This window comes from Polynucleobacter sp. HIN7, assembly GCF_030297595.1.
Classification (GTDB): domain Bacteria; phylum Pseudomonadota; class Gammaproteobacteria; order Burkholderiales; family Burkholderiaceae; genus Polynucleobacter.
Genome location: NZ_AP028138.1, coordinates 680,384 through 696,477, shown reverse-complemented (window position 1 = coordinate 696,477; position 16,094 = coordinate 680,384). Strand labels below are relative to the sequence as shown.

General features: G+C 47.4%; 24 protein-coding genes. 10 read left to right on the top strand and 14 right to left on the bottom strand.

Going from position 1 to position 16,094, the window contains the following annotated elements:
- The first annotated feature begins 67 nt into the window (after nucleotides 1-67).
- Both QUE64_RS03640 and QUE64_RS03635 read left to right on the top strand, forming a co-directional pair.
- Entirely contained in the window at nucleotides 68-319 is a 252-nt protein-coding gene (locus QUE64_RS03640) for a GNAT family N-acetyltransferase (RefSeq protein WP_286225956.1), read from the top strand.
- Nucleotides 319-1,182 (top strand): ChaN family lipoprotein, encoded by an 864-nt coding sequence (locus QUE64_RS03635; RefSeq protein ID WP_286225955.1) that lies wholly within the window; start codon nucleotides 319-321, stop codon nucleotides 1,180-1,182. Before QUE64_RS03640 ends, QUE64_RS03635 begins: the two co-directional genes overlap by 1 nt.
- On the opposite strand, the gene QUE64_RS03630 is transcribed toward QUE64_RS03635, so the two are convergent.
- Nucleotides 1,152-1,463: a hypothetical protein gene (locus QUE64_RS03630; protein ID WP_286225954.1), complete on the bottom strand. Its 312-nt coding sequence runs from the start codon at nucleotides 1,461-1,463 to the stop codon at nucleotides 1,152-1,154. The genes QUE64_RS03635 and QUE64_RS03630 overlap by 31 nt on opposite strands.
- A 105-nt stretch (nucleotides 1,464-1,568) precedes the next feature.
- Here QUE64_RS03630 and QUE64_RS03625 point away from each other — a divergent pair, with 105 nt between their 5' ends.
- Nucleotides 1,569-1,706, top strand: a complete 138-nt coding sequence (locus tag QUE64_RS03625) for a hypothetical protein (protein WP_286224460.1) — start codon at nucleotides 1,569-1,571, stop codon at nucleotides 1,704-1,706.
- A gap of 55 nt (nucleotides 1,707-1,761) precedes the next feature.
- Entirely contained in the window at nucleotides 1,762-2,361 is a 600-nt protein-coding gene (locus QUE64_RS03620; RefSeq protein WP_286225953.1) for an MOSC domain-containing protein, read from the top strand.
- On the opposite strand, the gene QUE64_RS03615 is transcribed toward QUE64_RS03620, so the two are convergent.
- Nucleotides 2,346-2,756 (bottom strand): thiol-disulfide oxidoreductase DCC family protein, encoded by a 411-nt coding sequence (locus QUE64_RS03615; protein WP_286225952.1) that lies wholly within the window; start codon nucleotides 2,754-2,756, stop codon nucleotides 2,346-2,348. The two genes, QUE64_RS03620 and QUE64_RS03615, sit on opposite strands and share 16 nt — an antisense overlap.
- A 35-nt stretch (nucleotides 2,757-2,791) precedes the next feature.
- On the opposite strand from QUE64_RS03615, the gene QUE64_RS03610 reads away from it, so the two are divergent.
- Nucleotides 2,792-3,091, top strand: a complete 300-nt coding sequence (locus tag QUE64_RS03610; RefSeq protein ID WP_286225951.1) for a hypothetical protein — start codon at nucleotides 2,792-2,794, stop codon at nucleotides 3,089-3,091.
- Between the two features lie 3 nt (nucleotides 3,092-3,094).
- Here QUE64_RS03610 and QUE64_RS03605 read toward each other — a convergent pair whose 3' ends face one another.
- The 7 genes from QUE64_RS03605 to QUE64_RS03575 all read right to left on the bottom strand — a co-directional run bounded on the left by QUE64_RS03605 (nucleotide 3,095) and on the right by QUE64_RS03575 (nucleotide 7,196).
- The gene (locus QUE64_RS03605) at nucleotides 3,095-3,736 is read right to left on the bottom strand and encodes a hypothetical protein (RefSeq protein ID WP_286225950.1); all 642 of its coding nucleotides are present in this window, start codon (nucleotides 3,734-3,736) and stop codon (nucleotides 3,095-3,097) included.
- Nucleotides 3,737-3,751: 15 nt separating this feature from the next.
- Nucleotides 3,752-3,889 (bottom strand): hypothetical protein, encoded by a 138-nt coding sequence (locus QUE64_RS03600; RefSeq protein WP_286224455.1) that lies wholly within the window; start codon nucleotides 3,887-3,889, stop codon nucleotides 3,752-3,754.
- 84 nt (nucleotides 3,890-3,973) lie between these two features.
- The gene (gene selD, locus QUE64_RS03595; protein WP_286225949.1) at nucleotides 3,974-5,023 is read right to left on the bottom strand and encodes a selenide, water dikinase SelD; all 1,050 of its coding nucleotides are present in this window, start codon (nucleotides 5,021-5,023) and stop codon (nucleotides 3,974-3,976) included.
- Nucleotides 5,024-5,036: 13 nt separating this feature from the next.
- Nucleotides 5,037-5,825 (bottom strand): DUF748 domain-containing protein, encoded by a 789-nt coding sequence (locus QUE64_RS03590; RefSeq protein WP_286225948.1) that lies wholly within the window; start codon nucleotides 5,823-5,825, stop codon nucleotides 5,037-5,039.
- Nucleotides 5,826-5,860: 35 nt separating this feature from the next.
- Nucleotides 5,861-6,121, bottom strand: coding sequence for a SemiSWEET transporter (locus tag QUE64_RS03585; RefSeq protein WP_286224452.1), 261 nt, complete (start codon nucleotides 6,119-6,121; stop codon nucleotides 5,861-5,863).
- A 29-nt stretch (nucleotides 6,122-6,150) separates the two neighbouring features.
- Complete coding sequence (locus QUE64_RS03580; RefSeq protein WP_286224451.1) at nucleotides 6,151-6,426, bottom strand: heavy-metal-associated domain-containing protein; 276 nt, start codon at nucleotides 6,424-6,426, stop codon at nucleotides 6,151-6,153.
- Nucleotides 6,427-6,494: 68 nt separating this feature from the next.
- Nucleotides 6,495-7,196, bottom strand: a complete 702-nt coding sequence (locus QUE64_RS03575) for a haloacid dehalogenase type II (RefSeq protein WP_286225947.1) — start codon at nucleotides 7,194-7,196, stop codon at nucleotides 6,495-6,497.
- Nucleotides 7,197-7,288: 92 nt separating this feature from the next.
- On the opposite strand from QUE64_RS03575, the gene QUE64_RS03570 reads away from it, so the two are divergent.
- Nucleotides 7,289-8,434, top strand: coding sequence for an alpha-hydroxy acid oxidase (locus QUE64_RS03570; RefSeq protein ID WP_286224449.1), 1,146 nt, complete (start codon nucleotides 7,289-7,291; stop codon nucleotides 8,432-8,434).
- 1 nt (nucleotide 8,435) lies between these two features.
- Here the strand turns inward: QUE64_RS03570 and QUE64_RS03565 are convergent, their stop codons facing one another.
- On the bottom strand, nucleotides 8,436-9,251 hold the full coding sequence (locus tag QUE64_RS03565) for an ABC transporter substrate-binding protein (protein ID WP_286225946.1): 816 nt from the start codon (nucleotides 9,249-9,251) through the stop codon (nucleotides 8,436-8,438).
- 75 nt (nucleotides 9,252-9,326) lie between these two features.
- Between QUE64_RS03565 and QUE64_RS03560 the strand changes: the two genes are divergently transcribed.
- Nucleotides 9,327-10,322, top strand: a complete 996-nt coding sequence (locus QUE64_RS03560; RefSeq protein WP_286225945.1) for a substrate-binding domain-containing protein — start codon at nucleotides 9,327-9,329, stop codon at nucleotides 10,320-10,322.
- A gap of 11 nt (nucleotides 10,323-10,333) precedes the next feature.
- Here the strand turns inward: QUE64_RS03560 and QUE64_RS03555 are convergent, their stop codons facing one another.
- Together QUE64_RS03555 and yjgA are read right to left on the bottom strand one after the other, a co-directional pair.
- Nucleotides 10,334-10,804 carry a methyltransferase family protein gene (locus tag QUE64_RS03555; RefSeq protein ID WP_286224446.1) on the bottom strand — a complete coding sequence of 157 codons (471 nt, stop codon included), beginning with the start codon at nucleotides 10,802-10,804 and terminating at the stop codon, nucleotides 10,334-10,336.
- Nucleotides 10,805-11,320, bottom strand: coding sequence for a ribosome biogenesis factor YjgA (yjgA, locus tag QUE64_RS03550; RefSeq protein WP_286225944.1), 516 nt, complete (start codon nucleotides 11,318-11,320; stop codon nucleotides 10,805-10,807).
- 70 nt (nucleotides 11,321-11,390) lie between these two features.
- On the opposite strand from yjgA, the gene QUE64_RS03545 reads away from it, so the two are divergent.
- Both QUE64_RS03545 and QUE64_RS03540 read left to right on the top strand, forming a co-directional pair.
- A complete protein-coding gene (locus tag QUE64_RS03545; protein ID WP_286226158.1) occupies nucleotides 11,391-12,332 on the top strand; it encodes a DnaJ C-terminal domain-containing protein in 942 nt (313 codons plus the stop codon).
- A gap of 11 nt (nucleotides 12,333-12,343) precedes the next feature.
- Entirely contained in the window at nucleotides 12,344-12,652 is a 309-nt protein-coding gene (locus QUE64_RS03540; RefSeq protein ID WP_286225943.1) for a chaperone modulator CbpM, read from the top strand.
- Here QUE64_RS03540 and QUE64_RS03535 read toward each other — a convergent pair whose 3' ends face one another.
- Nucleotides 12,653-13,837, bottom strand: coding sequence for a pyridoxal-phosphate-dependent aminotransferase family protein (locus QUE64_RS03535; protein WP_286224443.1), 1,185 nt, complete (start codon nucleotides 13,835-13,837; stop codon nucleotides 12,653-12,655).
- A 205-nt stretch (nucleotides 13,838-14,042) separates the two neighbouring features.
- Here QUE64_RS03535 and QUE64_RS03530 point away from each other — a divergent pair, with 205 nt between their 5' ends.
- Nucleotides 14,043-14,951: a 3-hydroxyacyl-CoA dehydrogenase family protein gene (locus QUE64_RS03530; RefSeq protein WP_286225942.1), complete on the top strand. Its 909-nt coding sequence runs from the start codon at nucleotides 14,043-14,045 to the stop codon at nucleotides 14,949-14,951.
- Here the strand turns inward: QUE64_RS03530 and QUE64_RS03525 are convergent, their stop codons facing one another.
- Nucleotides 14,952-16,085, bottom strand: coding sequence for an alanine--glyoxylate aminotransferase family protein (locus tag QUE64_RS03525; RefSeq protein ID WP_286225941.1), 1,134 nt, complete (start codon nucleotides 16,083-16,085; stop codon nucleotides 14,952-14,954). It lies immediately after the preceding gene.
- Nucleotides 16,086-16,094 lie beyond the last annotated feature (9 nt).

Below are 16,094 nucleotides of genomic sequence, written 5' to 3'. Positions count from 1 at the left end.
AACTAAACATAAAATATCTAGATTCATTCTACAGGCGATTTAGGAAATAACGCAATTAGTCAATCCTATGGATTACACAATCGAAATCGAGCAGCAAACAATCTGGATTAAGAACCAAAATACCACGATCGCATACTGCCGATATTCCGATAACGGTGATATTGAGTACATCTATGTCCAACCCATGTATCGGCTGATGGGGTTTGGTCGCAAGCTAGTCCAAGAGGCCCAACGCATTACGGGTAAGGTCGGCGTCCCGCAAGAACCGGTTTCACCGATGGGTCAACATTTTTTTGCGGCACTCGAGAAATATTCTTAATGAATACCATTAAGAATATTTATCTAGGCTGCTGCCTTCTTTTGGCGAGTATTGCTGCGACGGCAAGTCCAATCATTGATCTTCGTAGTCAGGCCACCGTTAATCAAGAGCAGTTGATTGCGGAGCTAATCAGCGCCGACTATATTTTGCTCGGCGAGCTCCACGATAACCCCCATCACCATGAAGCACGCGGTCGATTGATTGCTGCAATTGCCAGCAAAAAATATGCGGCGGTTGTTGAATATCTTCCCTCTGGTTCATTAGTTCGATGGACTGGATCAACTCTACAGTCACTGGAGCAAGCAGGATTCTCTGCGAAAGCGTGGCCCTGGAAGCTCTATCAACCGCTATTTGAAGCCATTCGGGTATCTGGATTCCCGCTCTATGGCTCCAATCTCGATCGCTCTATCTCAAAAACCATCTTCTCAGGCGGGCCGATCCCGGCTGCGATGGAATCGGATTACCAAAAAAGTGTTCTATCAATTGAAGCAAAACGCAGCCTTGAGAAGGATTTGATCGACGGACATTGCGGCAAGCTCCCCGCCCAGTATTTAGAACCCATGTTTCGGGTGCAACGCCTAACCGATATTTCAATGGCGCAGACCATGATGCGCCATTCTCCTGCGATTTTGTTTGCCGGCAATGGCCATGTTCGCAATGATTATGGAGTTCCTCAAGTTTTAAGATCACTTGATCCCTCTAAGAAACGCATGAGTGTTGGTTTTGTTGAAGAGGATCGGCGTAACCCTAAAGCACTGGCGGAGCTAGCCAAACTCTATGATTTTGTTTGGATTACCCCCGGCATCGAGCGCCCCGACCCTTGCGCTACTCTTCATTTTGGTAAATCCGAATCCTCTAAGTAGTAAGCATCGGCAACAAATGCCGGGCCTTTCATTAAATACACAATGAAAGCACATAAAGCGGCAGTGAAAAGCATCGTCCAGAAGAAAATAAGTCCGGCTATTAAATAGAGCTCCCAAAGTCTGGATGATCCGCTGGGCTCTATTCCGTATTGCAAAATGGCAAGCGGTACAACAAATATGCTGGTGCCATAGAACATTAGCTTCGGCGTATGGCGCAAGATGACCCACTCAAAGCCAGGGGGCTCTCGACGCGTTGAGGGAAGCCTCTTTAACCAGTTCATCGTTTCATCTTAATCGATCGCCCTTGAATTTTCTTGGACTGAGCCCTATATTTCTTTCGCAGGACTTTTCCTGACCTTTTTTAATAAATCAATAAAGGAGTCTATATGTCAAATTACAGTCAAGCGAACGTACGCTACTCCATCGCCGATTGCAAAGCATCGCTGGATAAAAATAATCACCATAAGCGCTATAACCACAGTATTCGCGAGTGCGATCAATCGATTCGCGCTGAGAAGAAATAAATTAATCCCAAGAGCCCCGAGTTTGAGCTTGGGGCTTTCTTCGGCATAATGGGCTATGGCAATTCGTCTAGAAACCATTAGCGCTGGGCTGGCAAAACCCTTGTGGGTTCGTGCCGGAGAAGACCTCCGTACCGTCATATCGGCCATCAACAAAACTCCTGTGAGTACCATCATTCAACCCGAGGCGGTGAAAGTCACGGCAAGCGGCATCCTTGGTGATGAGCAAGCCGATTCTCAAGTTCATGGTGGGACTGAAAAAGCTCTCTACATGTATCCACAGGAGCATTACCCCTTTTGGTCCTCGCTGCTTTCTGAAGCCAAAGGCCAATCGATCCATTTGGAGCATGGCTACCTAGGTGAAAACCTAACTATTAGTGGGCTTAGTGAACACGATGTCTACATTGGCGATCGCCTTCGCATTGGTGCCATTGAATGCGCGGTTACTAAATTACGGGAGCCCTGCTATAAGTTCACAGCAAAGACAGGGGTTGCAACTGCGGCTAAGGCAATGATTCAGGGCGCTCGTAGTGGCTGGTACCTGCGTGTTCTGCAGGGAGGAATCATTCAAGCGGGCGATGCCATCACGATCATCCCCGGACCCCGAGAATGTTCAATCGCTCAACAAAACCATGCACTGCTTCAGCGAGGTGATTGAGTCATTCGTTTAACCAGTTTTAATGCGAAGGGTCCGATGGCACCTGATATCGCATGTCGATTCTTAGCAAAGATCCGATACGCTAGGTTCAAGATGGGTCTTAGAGTTTTTCTTGAAAATAACCAAGCCAAGATGGGTAAATTAGCGCGCCGATAAGCCTCTGCAAAGACAGGAACACCATGAATGGGGGCATGCCCCTCAATTTGCCCAACCATCTGATCAAGTGCAGCCTGGCACGAAACACCGACACGGTCTGGGTCGAATGCGCTGCTGTTGACGTCGACAAATTGAAGTAATTGCTGATGATTGCGGGTCTGCAAATAAAGAATCTCTGCCTGACACAGTGGACAGGCGCCATCATAGAAGAGGGTCAGCGGCAATAGGACTTGGCTCATACAATAGATTAATGTAATTATCAATTGTCCTGTAAATGCGCATTTTTTACTTTCTCCCCCTAGTTCTTCTACTTTCGGCATGCGGCCGAGCTGACTACACCACCTGGAACTGCATTCCTGAGAATGACTCCAGCAAAAAGGTGGTCATGGTCTTGCAGCAATCGACCATGAAATTTGGCGATCAACAGTTACGCTTTTGTGGCAGTCTTGGGCTAATTAGCTACTTTGATGAGAGCTGCAAGGTCGGCGACGTCAAGGCATCGATCGCGCAATTGATTCAGAGCGAATCACGCCTAGCCATTGGCAAGGACGAGTACCGTTGTGAAAAGCTCTAGACTTTAATCGGAGCGCTTTAGCAGAATCTGCGCAGTCATTTTTCCAGCAAACACCAAGTCCATCTCCAGACCATCATTGCCCGACTTGATATCAACACCATCTTGAATGGCCGGTTTAGTCTCTTGAACGGCGAGTAGCTTGTCTGGCCATGAGAACTTCATGTTCGCGGTCATGGGTAAATAGCCATCAAAAAGTCGTCGCATCAAAGGGCCAGCATTGAGTTGATAGAGGCCATTGCCAAGTGAATCCAGCGCCTTGGACTGCAAATCAATACAAATTGATCCGCCTTTTTGTACTTCACTAAGGGTTACGCGATTGTCTTTGACCTCAGCCATCGCAATACCGTCCATCGTCCGAACTTGAATATCCCGGATTCGATCTTTGTTAAACAAAATGACTACTTTACGAATCGGATCCAATTTTTTATGGCAAGTCTGGATTTGTACTAAGCCAGAGTCAAGACTGGTTTCTAAGATGGTTACCTTCGATTCATAAGTGTATGAGTTCGGATCGGGCTTGGTTTTGAGAAACCGAATCTGCCCTTCACCAACCACATCCGCAAGACCAGCTGCCAATACGCTGATAGGGAAAACAAAAAGGCACACCGCTAAGTGTGTGCCCCATCGAGTCACGATTGATCGCATTCGATCAAACCACAATTAATAGATCTTTTTACGCAAGCGCTCATCACGCTTATCAATCATCAACTGCAAAAACCACTCGCCCCGCTTCATCGGGGAACCCATCATGCTTTGCATGAAGGACTGAAAACATGCCGCAAAACTTTGGTTTTTCATGGTGAGGCCTTTACTCTCGATAGTTAGTCAACTCATTGTAGCTAGTTTTAGGACAATGGGTGAAAGCAAGACCCAGCCAGCTTCCTAGGTCATCGCGAGGCCTTGCCCGCTTCCAAAATGGCCAATTGCTCTCGCCTCATGAAACCCCGAGCGATGGAGCAAATCCAGAACCTGGTCTTTAGCCTCCGGTGCACAAGCAATCAGTAACCCACCACTGGTTTGCGGATCGGTCAATAAATGCTGCTGCCAAGGTTGAACATCTGAACTAAACGAAACCTCCCCGCCATAGGCTTGCCAATTTCGGGTTGAGGCGCCGGTATAGATATCTTCTTTAACAAACTCAATCGCCTCCGGAATTACTGGAATATCACGCCAGTTCAAATGGGCTCTTAGATTTGCCCCGCGACTCATCTCCAAAAGATGTCCTGCCAAACCAAAGCCGGTGACATCCGTCAGGGCATGAACTTCTGGCATCTTCGAAAGGGCTATGCCAGGCTGATTTAACTGGGTAGTGAAGGCAATCATTGACTCATATCCCTTGGCGGATAACCGCTCCTTCTTTAGGGCGGCACTCAAAATGCCAACCCCCAAAGGTTTACTCAAAATAATCGTATCGCCCTCTTCTGCGCCGCTGTTACGCTTCAAGTTGGCCGGATCAACAATGCCAATCGCGACCAAGCCGTAGATGGGCTCAACCGTATCAATCGAATGACCGCCAGCGATCGGAATCCCCGCTGCGTGACATACCGACTCTCCACCCGCAATAATCTTCTGAATGACCTCCAGCGGTAATACATTAATTGGCATACCGAGTAAAGCCAATGCAAATAAGGGTTGAGCACCCATCGCATAAATATCTGAAATCGCATTAGTGGCAGCTATTCGACCAAAGTCATAGGGATCATCGACGATCGGCATAAAGAAATCCGTGGTGGCCACAATCGCCTGGTGATCATTGATTTGATAAACCGCTGCATCCTCATTATTTTCTGAGCCAGCTAACAAAGCGGATGGAATCATTTTGAGTGGTGAGGCTCGCAAGATATCGCTTAAGACCCCCGGTGCAATTTTGCAGCCGCATCCTCCTCCGTGCGAAAGTGAGGTCAGGCGTCCGTTGTATGCATTAAGAGTCATAGGTTTATCTTGGCTATTTTTGAAAAAGCTTCTTGATGGTGGTGACGGCATCTTTGCCAAGTTGCTGAGCACTACCGGTAACATCGCGCAAAGTATCGGTAGCGATGTTTAAATAGGTATTGACACTTTTAAGGGCTGCGCTCTTGATCACCGGAATAATGGCGTCGATGATTTTTCCGACGGCTTCTTTAGTTCCTGCGCCATCTTTACCGGTATCGATATTAGCGATCTGAATATCATCTAATTTGAGGTTAACGCTTGTGCCTAGGATTCTCATATCCTGATACACCAGATCTGCCCCTTGAATATTAAATTGCTTAATTAGAATGCGTGGCTGCATAGAATCGCTTGGGGCTTTATCTGCTTTGTTTTGAGCATCTTCCTTTTGATTAGCTGCGCTATATTGCCTAGCATTATTTTGTAGAACCGACAGATTGTCAGAATCTTTCGTTTTGACATAGCGCACACTCGGCTGGTTTAAGAGTACACGGTCAATCACTACAAAATCCAATTTAGATTCCTTGGGATTGAGCACAATCTCAATGGTTCCCGCTTTAAAAGCATGAGCCCCCTCAAAGCCAGGAGGGTTGGCAACCTCAAGATTACGAATCGTCGCCTGAGTTTGACGCAAACTAAGATTAACCTCGCCTACCGTTACCTTGGTACCCAGAGATTGCGTCGCATAGTTCTCAATCGAGCGCTTCACATACCCATCTAATTTAGTTGCGGTGTAGTAAGCAACACCAATTGCAATCGCTATCGCCAATACGATCAAGAGTGCAAGCATCTTCAGGATTTTCATTATCAGAATTTAGTCAGAATACAGTGGGTGCCGAGTTATTTTGACATTTGTTTTAGTTTCATGAGTAAGATACTCAGAGCAAATATAAAGGTTAAGGCATTGGTCACAATTAGGGGCCAACTTTCAATCACAATCCCGTAAATTAACCATAATGCCACTCCCAGGGTAAACATGCTGTACATGCCTAGAGAGATGCCCGAGAGGTCTCTAGTTCGCCACGATTGAATGGCCTGAACCAGAAAAGAGAAAGTGGTCAGTAAAGCGGCTAAATAACCAATGATGTCAATATGAAACATCCTGGCATCTTAGCCGATTGATAGATCACTTAGCCGATGCGGCCGATCGCGCAACTCACAAATGACTTAGCAGTCGCAATTCCTTTATCAAGACCCGCGACAGAGCCCTTTTCTGGGTAGCCCATACTAAGTAACTTATCGACAATTTGCTGGCGCAAACTTAAGTCGGCATCCAGAACAACTGCTCTATTTGCATGATCGACTGTCACCGCTTGAACCCCAGATATTGCTCTTAAACCCTTAACAATGGTGTTCTCACAGCCACCGCATTTTAGGTTCTCAATTTCAATCGTTAGATTTGCCATAGGATCCTCCCTTTAGTCCTCTAAGTATGATCTTTTCTTTAGGTTTACGTTTGATCTAGATCATTATTTTACGAGGCGGCTTTTAGTTGGGTTGACAGGTCAATAAAGTCTTTAGCATGGTAGGTAGTCCAGGACTCACGCCCAAGATCCGTCCGTATCACCCTCGGTCCAAATTCAGCAGGCCGCTCAATGAAGGCCGTTTGCAAGCCACAAGCATGCGCTGCCTCCAAATCGTCTTTATGGGCAGCAACTAGCATCACGTCCTGAGGTTCTAGATCAAAGGTTTGACAAACGCCCAGATAGGTCTCCGGATCGGGCTTGTAGTGCCGAAATACCTCGGCAGAGAGAATCAGATCCCAGGGTAAACCGCCGTTTTTTGCCATATTGGCAAGCAAACCTAAATTACCGTTTGACAGGGTAACGATCGTAAAGTCTTGTTTTAAAAGTGTTAAGCCTCGCACTGTATCTGGCCAAGGTTTTAACCGGTGCCATGCGAGATTGAGATGTTTCTTTTGCGCTTCGGTCAAATGATCGATTTTCTGATCCGCAAGGACTTGATCCAAGATCATCCGGTGCAGATCATCAATCCGAGTCCAGCCGAGCTCTCCACTGCGCACTCTAGCCATAGCGGGCTTGTATCCCGATCGCCAGGCGCTTGCAAACGCGATGGGGTCCGCCTCGGGAATCAGTTGGGCAACCTCAGCCGCAATCGAGCCATGCCAATCGACCACGGTTCCAAATACATCAAAGGCTAATACGGTTGGTTTCATCTCTGAGTTTGGGTTTAGTTAGGATCATTCATAATAGACAAATCATATGTCTGTCCGATACATTTAGTTGTATTTACCTTGTAAAACTCATCATGCCAATTATTACCAATATTGAAGATTTGCGCGTCCTCCACCAAAAGCGCACCCCCAAGATGTTCTATGACTATGCAGATTCCGGGTCCTGGACCGAATCTACTTACCGAGCCAACGAATCGGATTTTCAGAAGATTAAATTACGCCAACGGGTGGCTGTCAATATGCAAAATCGCACCACCAAGACAACTATGGTCGGCCAAGAGGTTGCAATGCCGGTCGCGCTGGCACCCACCGGATTAACTGGAATGCAGTATCCCGACGGTGAAATTTTAGCTGCGCAGGCTGCTGAGAAATTTGGCGTCCCCTTCTGCTTATCGACCATGAGTATTTGCTCCATTGAAGATGTGGCTGAGCGAACCACTAAACCATTTTGGTTCCAGCTCTACGTCATGAAAGATCGCGGTTTTATTGAACGTCTGATTGAGCGGGCCAAGGCGGCAAAATGTTCAGCCCTCGTGCTCACCCTGGACCTACAAATCTTAGGACAGCGTCATAAAGATATTAAAAATGGCTTAAGCGCCCCGCCCAAACTTACCATTCCTAACATCATCAATATGATGACTAAACCACGTTGGTGTATGGGCATGCTACAAACACCGCGTCGCACCTTTCGAAACATTGTTGGTCATGCCACGGGCGTTGGGAATATGTCTTCCCTGTCATCATGGACTGCGGAACAATTTGATCCCGGCCTTAATTGGGGAGACGTCGAGTGGATTAAGAAACACTGGGACGGCAAACTAATTATTAAGGGCATCTTGGATCCCGAGGACGCCCGTGCAGCCGTCGGATCAGGTGCCGATGCCATCGTGGTATCAAATCATGGCGGTCGACAGCTCGATGGAGCGATGTCGAGTATCCAGGCGCTTCCTCCAATTGTGGATGCGGTTGGTAAGGACATCGAGGTCTGGATGGATGGCGGAATTCGTTCCGGCCAGGATGTTCTTAAAGCGTGGGCTTTGGGTGCACGCGGTACGATGATTGGCCGCTCATTCCTATATGGTCTTGGCGCCATGGGCGGCCCGGGTGTAACCAAATGTTTAGAGATTATTCATAAGGAGCTGGATCTCACGATGGCGTTTACTGGCCACCGTGATCTGCATAATGTCACCAACGATATTTTGGTGCCAGGTACTTACTAGCTTAATTCTTGGCGTTTGGGAAAAATAACTGCTCGCCGCCCACCTTGTAGCTGGCAATCATATCTTGTCCCTCTTTTGAGGTAATCCAATCGATAAATGCTTGGCCTTCGGCTTTCTTCACTTTGGGATGTTTAGCCGAGCTCACCAGCATCACACCATACTGATTAAAGAGCTTGGGATCGCCTTGCACCAAAATAGTTAGATCGCCACGGTTCTTAAAGCTGAGCCAAGTTGCGCGGTCCGATAAAATATAAGCATTCATACCGGATGCGGTATTTAATGCAGGGCCCATCCCCGAGCCAGTTTCTTTATACCAAGGCAGATTGGGAGAAACTGTAATATCTGCACCCTTCCAATAACGTAGCTCCGCTGCATGAGTGCCACTTTTATCGCCACGCGATACAAAAGTCGACTTACTGTCAGCAATTTTCTTAAGCGCTGCTTGGATATCTTTACCACCAGCGACTTTCGCTGGATCAGCCTTGGGGCCAATAAGAACAAAGTCGTTGTACATGACTTCAATCCGTTTGTCGGCAAATCCCTCGGCAACGAATTTCTCTTCAGCAACCTTATCGTGAACCATCACCACATCAGCGTCACCGCGACGGCCAATGTCAAGAGCCTGCCCAGTTCCCACCGCAACTACTTTTACTTGAATCCCTGTTTTCTTCTCAAAAGGTGGCAGGATGTGGCCAAATAAACCCGATTGTTCGGTCGAGGTCGTTGAAGATAGGACGATGCTCTTTTGTGCATACGCAGCGGTGGACAGCAAGAAAGAGAGGGTCAGTATTGAAATGATGGAACGTAGATTTTTCATGATGATGAATTGTTGGTTGAAAACGTTTTATCATCAAGAGATCAGTTTAAATAATCAATATGCAAAAATATTCATATGAAGCTTGTAATCCAACCCACCCTGCTCCTGAAAACCCCAAACTACCATCAGCACACCCTCGATCTAACGCATATTGGTAATTTATTACGCAGCGTAGATCAGGGGCGTACTCTAGCTGCGGCAGCAAAGGATCTGAATGTGTCCTATCGCACGGTCTGGAATGAGTTGCAAGAGGCTGAGCGGGAATTAGGTTGCCAGCTCTTAGAACGAATTAAGGGACATGGCTCCAAAATTACTCCTGCCGGGCAATTGCTGATTCACTCTCTAGAACGCTTAGATTTGCAGCTATCTAGCGAGGCTCAACGTTTAGCAAGCGACATTAGTGAAAAACTCTCCAATCATCTTAATAAGACATTTGATCGATATATCTTTTGCAGCAGCAACGATCCTCTAATTGAGCAGATTCATTCAAAATTTGATGAGATTGAATATAAGACCATGGGGTCCGGACATGCATTGGATCGCCTCATGGAGAATAAAGCGACGATTGCCGGTTTTCATGTATCCGATGCAAGAGAGTTCAAAGCCATCGAGGATCACCTGCGACGCGCCGGTCTTATCACCATTCCTTTAATGCAACGCGTCCAAGGACTTTTATTGGCAAAAGGCAACCCCCTCAAGATTAATTCGATTCGAGATCTTGCTCGACCCGAGGTGCGAATGATTAACCGACAGAAAGGTGCGGGTACACGCCTTCTTCTGGATCGGCTTTTGGAGCGCGAAGGCCTTAAAACGAAGCAAATCAAAGGTTATGGACACGAAGAGTTTACCCATAGTGCCGTTGCGACCAGTATTTTGGCAGAACAAGCCGATGTCGGCATTGGCCTGCAGTACATCGCCAAAGAATATAAGTTGCACTTTATTCCTCTAGAGACTGAAACGTTTTATCTAGCCATAAAACCGGAGTTCAGGCGCAATAAGACCTTAATCACCTTTGTTAAGGCTGTCCAGAATCGCTCCAATAAAACACCGGGGTATAAAGCGGTTAAATAAATTGGGTTGATTTAATAAATCAGCGGAATTAGTTTTTTAGTGCGCTGCCGATAGTCTTGATAGTTCGGAAACTTTTCTAGTAGCCACTCCTCTTCTTTGCGGGACTTCAGATCAAAAAAGATGAGTAGCGCAACTGCAACGGCAAGGGTATACCAACTTTGCAAGGTCGCTGCCCAACCAAAGCCTAAGATAATGACCCCAAAATAGATTGGGTGGCGAACCAGCTTATAAATCCCTGTCTGGATCAACTCGCCATTGCGCTTCGGTTTAGGCATTGGGGTGAGATTGGGCCCCAAGGCAATCGCGGCCCAAAGCGCAATACCTAAGCCCAAATAAAAAAGAGCTCTTCCAGCCAGCCATAGGGGGTAATAAATAGTTTCTGGCTTACCGAAGAGATCAGCGGGACCAAAGAATAGGGCAATCAATAAAATTGCTTGAATGAATACGTAGATTTCGCCACGATCTTGTTTGGTTTTACTCATTTAGGCCTCAAGCTCTCTTAGGTATTGAAAAATCTCGCGATAGGCCTTTGGGGGCTTATTGGCCTCCCGCTCCTTCTTCGCATTTCGGATTAGAGTACGAATATTCTGAATATCCAGAGTCGGATACTGAGCAATGAGCTCTTGTAGCGCCTCATCATTTTGCAATAGGCGCTCACGCAGTCGCTCTAAGCGATGCAACTTTGCAGTTTCGACTCGACCAGGTCCCTCAATCACCTCAAGCTGCTTCTTGATGGCTGCAATATCCTCATCCGATAAGGCCCGCATCCGCTTACCAAGGTATTGCTTATGGCGCCGGATTCCTTCAAAAGATCGAATGCGGGACGTCTTTGCAATTGCATCGCGCAAATCTTCATCAATCGGAATCGACTTTAAGGCATCACTTGGAAGTGCGCTTAAAGCCTCAGCCAATTTTTGGCGATCGGCCATTTGGCGTTTGAGCTCTGATTTACTCGGGGGCAAATCATCGTCGGCGCTTAAAGGATCAAATTCGGGCATACATCCATTCTACTGAATGGTTTAATCCGATTAAAATCATGGATTATTGATTGACTTCCCTTGTGCATTCATGGAATACCAAGACTATTACAAAATACTCGGCCTTGAGCGGGATGCAACGCCTGATCAAATTAAACAGGCCTATCGCAAACTGGCGCGCAAATACCATCCCGACGTAAGCAAAGAGCCCGATGCTGAAAAGCGCTTTAAGGAAATTGGTGAGGCTTATGCCGTCTTAAAGGACCCTGAGAAAAAAGCAGCCTATGATCAGATGGGCAGCAACTGGTCGGGTGGTCAAGGCTTTAATCCCCCACCCAATTGGGACCCTGGTTACGAGTTTCGGGGCAATGGTTGGGGCGATAGTGCTAATCCTGACCACAGCGAGTTCTTCGAATCCATTTTTGGGCGTCGTGCTCAACAGGCCAATCAGCAAAGTGCACAGTTCAATATTCCGGGTGAAGATCACCACGCTAAGATCGAGATTGATTTAGTTGATTCGTATCTAGGTACACAACGAAGCATCGGACTCAAAATGCCTGCACTGGATGATCAAGGCCATCTGCGTATGCAAGAGCGCACCTTAGAGGTCAAAATACCCAAGGGTATTCGAAGCGGTCAACATTTACGCCTCGCTGGTCAGGGAAGCCCAGGCTTTGGAAATGGCAAAGCGGGTGACCTCTATTTAGAGATTGTGATTAAGCCAAATGCCCTCTTTAAGGTCGATGGTAAAGATGTAACGGTTGCGTTAAACCTTGCCCCTTGGGAGGCGGCATTAGGAGCAACCGTAGACCTCCCCACTCCCACTGGCAAAGTTGAATTGAACATCCCGGCTAATACTATGGCAGGCAAGAAACTCCGCCTCAAAGGCAAGGGCATTCCGAGTCAAGAGCCAGGCGATCTTTATGCAAGTGTTCGACTGGTTACCCCACCAGCGAGCACTGATTCAGATAAAGAAGCTTACCAAGCAATGGCAAAGTCATTTGCTGCATTTAATCCACGTGCAAACGGTTAGGAGTAATCGATATGAGTACAAATCGTTCAGTATTACTAGAGGGTATGGTGGTTGAAGAGCAGCTGCATTTGACTGTGACTGAAATCTGCCAAGCTTGCTCGATCAGCCATACGCATATTGAAGAATGGGTTGCCGAGGGAGTTCTTCAACCGCAAGGCTCAAGCCAGAGTGAATGGCGTTTTACGGGCCACTCTTTGCGCCGTGCCAAGATCGCTAGCCGTCTAGTCCGAGACCTGGAGGTAAATACTCCAGGGGTTGCTTTAGCGCTTGACCTTCTAGAAGAGATCGAAGCGCTACGCAAACAACTCAATCAATCGTAGTTACTGAAGAGCCTCTTGAGCCGCAAGAATACCACTGCCTTTGAGTTTGATGCCAAAACGGTTCATACCCATTTCGCATCCGCTGATGGCGGCAAGCAAGGACAACTCGTTGCAATCGCCCAAATGTCCAATACGGAACAATTGACCTTTTACCTTACCCAAGCCAGTACCAAGGGACAAGTTATAGCGTTCAAAGATTAATTTACGCAAGGCATCGGCATCCACTCCTTCTGGGGTGCGCACGCCGGTCAATACTGGCGAGTAAACCGCAGGGTCTTTACACTGAACTTCCAATCCCCAGGCCTCAACTGCCGCACGGCAAGCCTTGGCAAGGCGCTGATGGCGAGCAAATACATTGTCCATACCTTCATTCAAAATCATCTCAATCGCCTCATGCAAGCCATAGAGCAAATTGGTTGCAGGCGTTGAAGGCCAATAACCCGTCTTATTGGACTCCAGAATTTCATCCCAAGCCCAGTAGGCTTTAGGTAGGGTGGCACGCTTACTGGCTTCTAACGCTTTCGGTGAAATCGCATTAAATCCGATACCCGGTGGGAGCATCAAGCCCTTTTGCGAACCGCTCACGGTTACATCAACACCCCACTCGTCATGACGAAAATCGGCTGAGGCTAGACCTGAGATCGTATCGACCATTAAAAGCGCAGGATGCTTTGCCGCATCAATGGCTTTGCGCACCGCGGCGATATTGGAAGTAACGCCCGTTGAGGTCTCGTTATGAACCACACAGACTGCCTTAATTTGATGACCAGTATCTGCCTTAAGACGCTCTTCAATTTTGGCCGCATCAACCCCGTGACGCCAACCTTCGGCACCGGGCAAGCCAATGAACTCTGTTTTAATACCTAAACGTTGGGCCAACTTATTCCAAAGGGTTGCAAAATGACCAGTCTCGTACATCAGGACGAGATCACCAGGTGAAAGAGTATTTACGAGAGCACCTTCCCATGCACCAGTTCCTGAACTTGGATAAATGATCACTGGATGCTTGGTCTTGAAGATGGTTTGCATACCAGCCAGTAATTGAAGACCTAACTCACCGAACTCGGGGCCGCGATGATCAATGGTTTGATAGCTAATTGCACGCAAGATTCTGGATGGGACTGGACTGGGCCCTGGAATATGTAAAAAATGTCTACCGGATGGATGTTGGTCAAGTTTCAGCATAATTTGTCTGTCGTTGTCGTTATAAATGGCAATTACTTAAAAAAGCAAAGCCCCATTTATACCAGTTTCAGGGCTCACTTGCCTTGACCTGTTTGGGATATTCTCTACTCGACCAATTGGATGCGATAGCCTGTCAAGCCAAGCTGACACTTGCCATACTGAATTAGACTCTTGTTTATTTCATGATTCTTAATAGGGGCTTTTGATGGCTTATGTAACGGTAGTTGGAACTGGCACCATGGCAACGGGCATTGCGGCTGGCTTCTTGGGGGCAGATGTCCCCGTGGTGGTTTTAGGTCGTACCCAAGAAAAGGCAAAACAATGCTTAGAGGATGCGATCGCCTTATGCTCATCCGACAAACGGAGTGCTGCAGGGTCATCTCGCGCCGGCGAAATTGATACATGGAGCGACTGGACTGACTGTCGCTGGATTGTGGAAACAATTATTGAGGATTTGCCAACCAAGCAAGCCTTATTTCATTCTTTAGACCAACGTGTTCCACAAGAGATACCGATTGGGAGTAATAGCTCCGCTTACCCAATTAGCAAAATCGCACAGGGTTTGAAAACAGCCCATCGCATGATGGGGGCCCATTACTTTATGCCCGCTGAACTGGTGCCCCTAGTCGAAATCGTATTGGGTGAGAAAACCGATCCAAGGATTGCGGATGCAGTGTATGCCTTTTATCAATCCATTGATAAGAAGCCAGTTTTGGTCAGGCAAGATATTCCAGGATTTTTAGCCAATCGCATCCAGCATGCCTTAATGCGGGAAGCGCTCTACTTAATCGATCGCGGTGTTGCAACGCCGGAGGATGTGGATGATGCGGTCCGCTACAGCTTTGGATTTCGGTATGCTGCGGTCGGACCCATCACTCAGAAAGAATTATCGGGTTGGGATGTCAATTGCAATGCTGCCAAGGAGATCTATCCTGCGCTTTGCAATGACACTGCGATGCCAGAATCGATTCTAAATATGGTTAAGAGTGGCAAAACGGGAACCAAAAGTCTTGCTGGCTTTTGGTCGTGGACCCCTGAAAAAGTAAAGGCGCTAAAGGAGATTTACTCCAAGCGCCTTCAGGCTGCCTTTGCTGTCTTAAAGATCGAAAAGTAATTACTTTGCTGTGATCTTGTCCATCGCAGCTTCAAGATGCGTGATGGCGCGCTCAATATGAAGCAACTTCTCGAGACCAAATAATCCAATACGGAAGGTCCTAAACTCTGGGCCCTCGCCCACCTGCAATGGCACACCCGCTGCAGTTTGCAGGCCTACCTCCATAAACTTCTTACCAGACTGCATATCCGGATCGGTGGTGTAACTCACCACGACACACGGAGCTTGATAGCCTGTTGCGGCTACGCTTGGAAAGCCCTTAGCAACCATTAAGGCTCGAACTCTGGTGCCTAACTCAATCTGCTGCTGCTTGAGGTAATCAAATCCATGCGATTGGGTCTCTTTCATGGCGTTACGCAGGATCTTCAATGCATCGGTTGGCATGGTGGTGTGATACACATGCGCACCCTTCTCGTAGGTCTCCATAATCTGCAACCACTTCTTGAGATCAATTGAGAAGCTATTGCTTTGAGTATGCTCAATTTTTTGCCGAGCACGCTCGGAGAGACCAATCAAAGCGCAACATGGCGAGCTACTCCACCCTTTTTGCGGAGCGCTAATCAAGACGTCCACTTTGCTGGCTTTCATATCAACCCACATTGCACCAGAGGCAATGCAATCCAATACAAATAATCCATCAACGGATTCCACTGCGTCACCAATAGCCCTCAAATACTCGGGGGGCAGAATAATTCCGGCGGAGGTCTCGACATGCGGAGCAAATACGACGTCTGGCTTTTCTTTCTGAATAAAGGCGATAACCTCTTCGATCGGAGGGGGTGCATACGCACCTTGGGCAGTTTGTTCAACTTGGCGACCTTTGATGACATGAACATCTTGGGTGAACTGCTCAAGATCAAAAATTTGTGTCCAGCGATAGCTAAACCAGCCATTACGAATAATCAGACATTTTTTACCAGGAGCAAACTGCCGTGCCACCGCCTCCATGCCATAGGTCCCGCTTCCAGGAACCACGACGGTGGAATGCGCTTTGTAAACATCCTTGAGAATTGCGGAAATATCAGTAATAACTTTCTTAAATTCCGCTGACATGTGATTTAAAGAACGATCGGTATAGACTACCGAGAATTCCAATAGACCATCCGGGTCTACATTGGGCAAAAGGCCTGGCATGCAAATTCC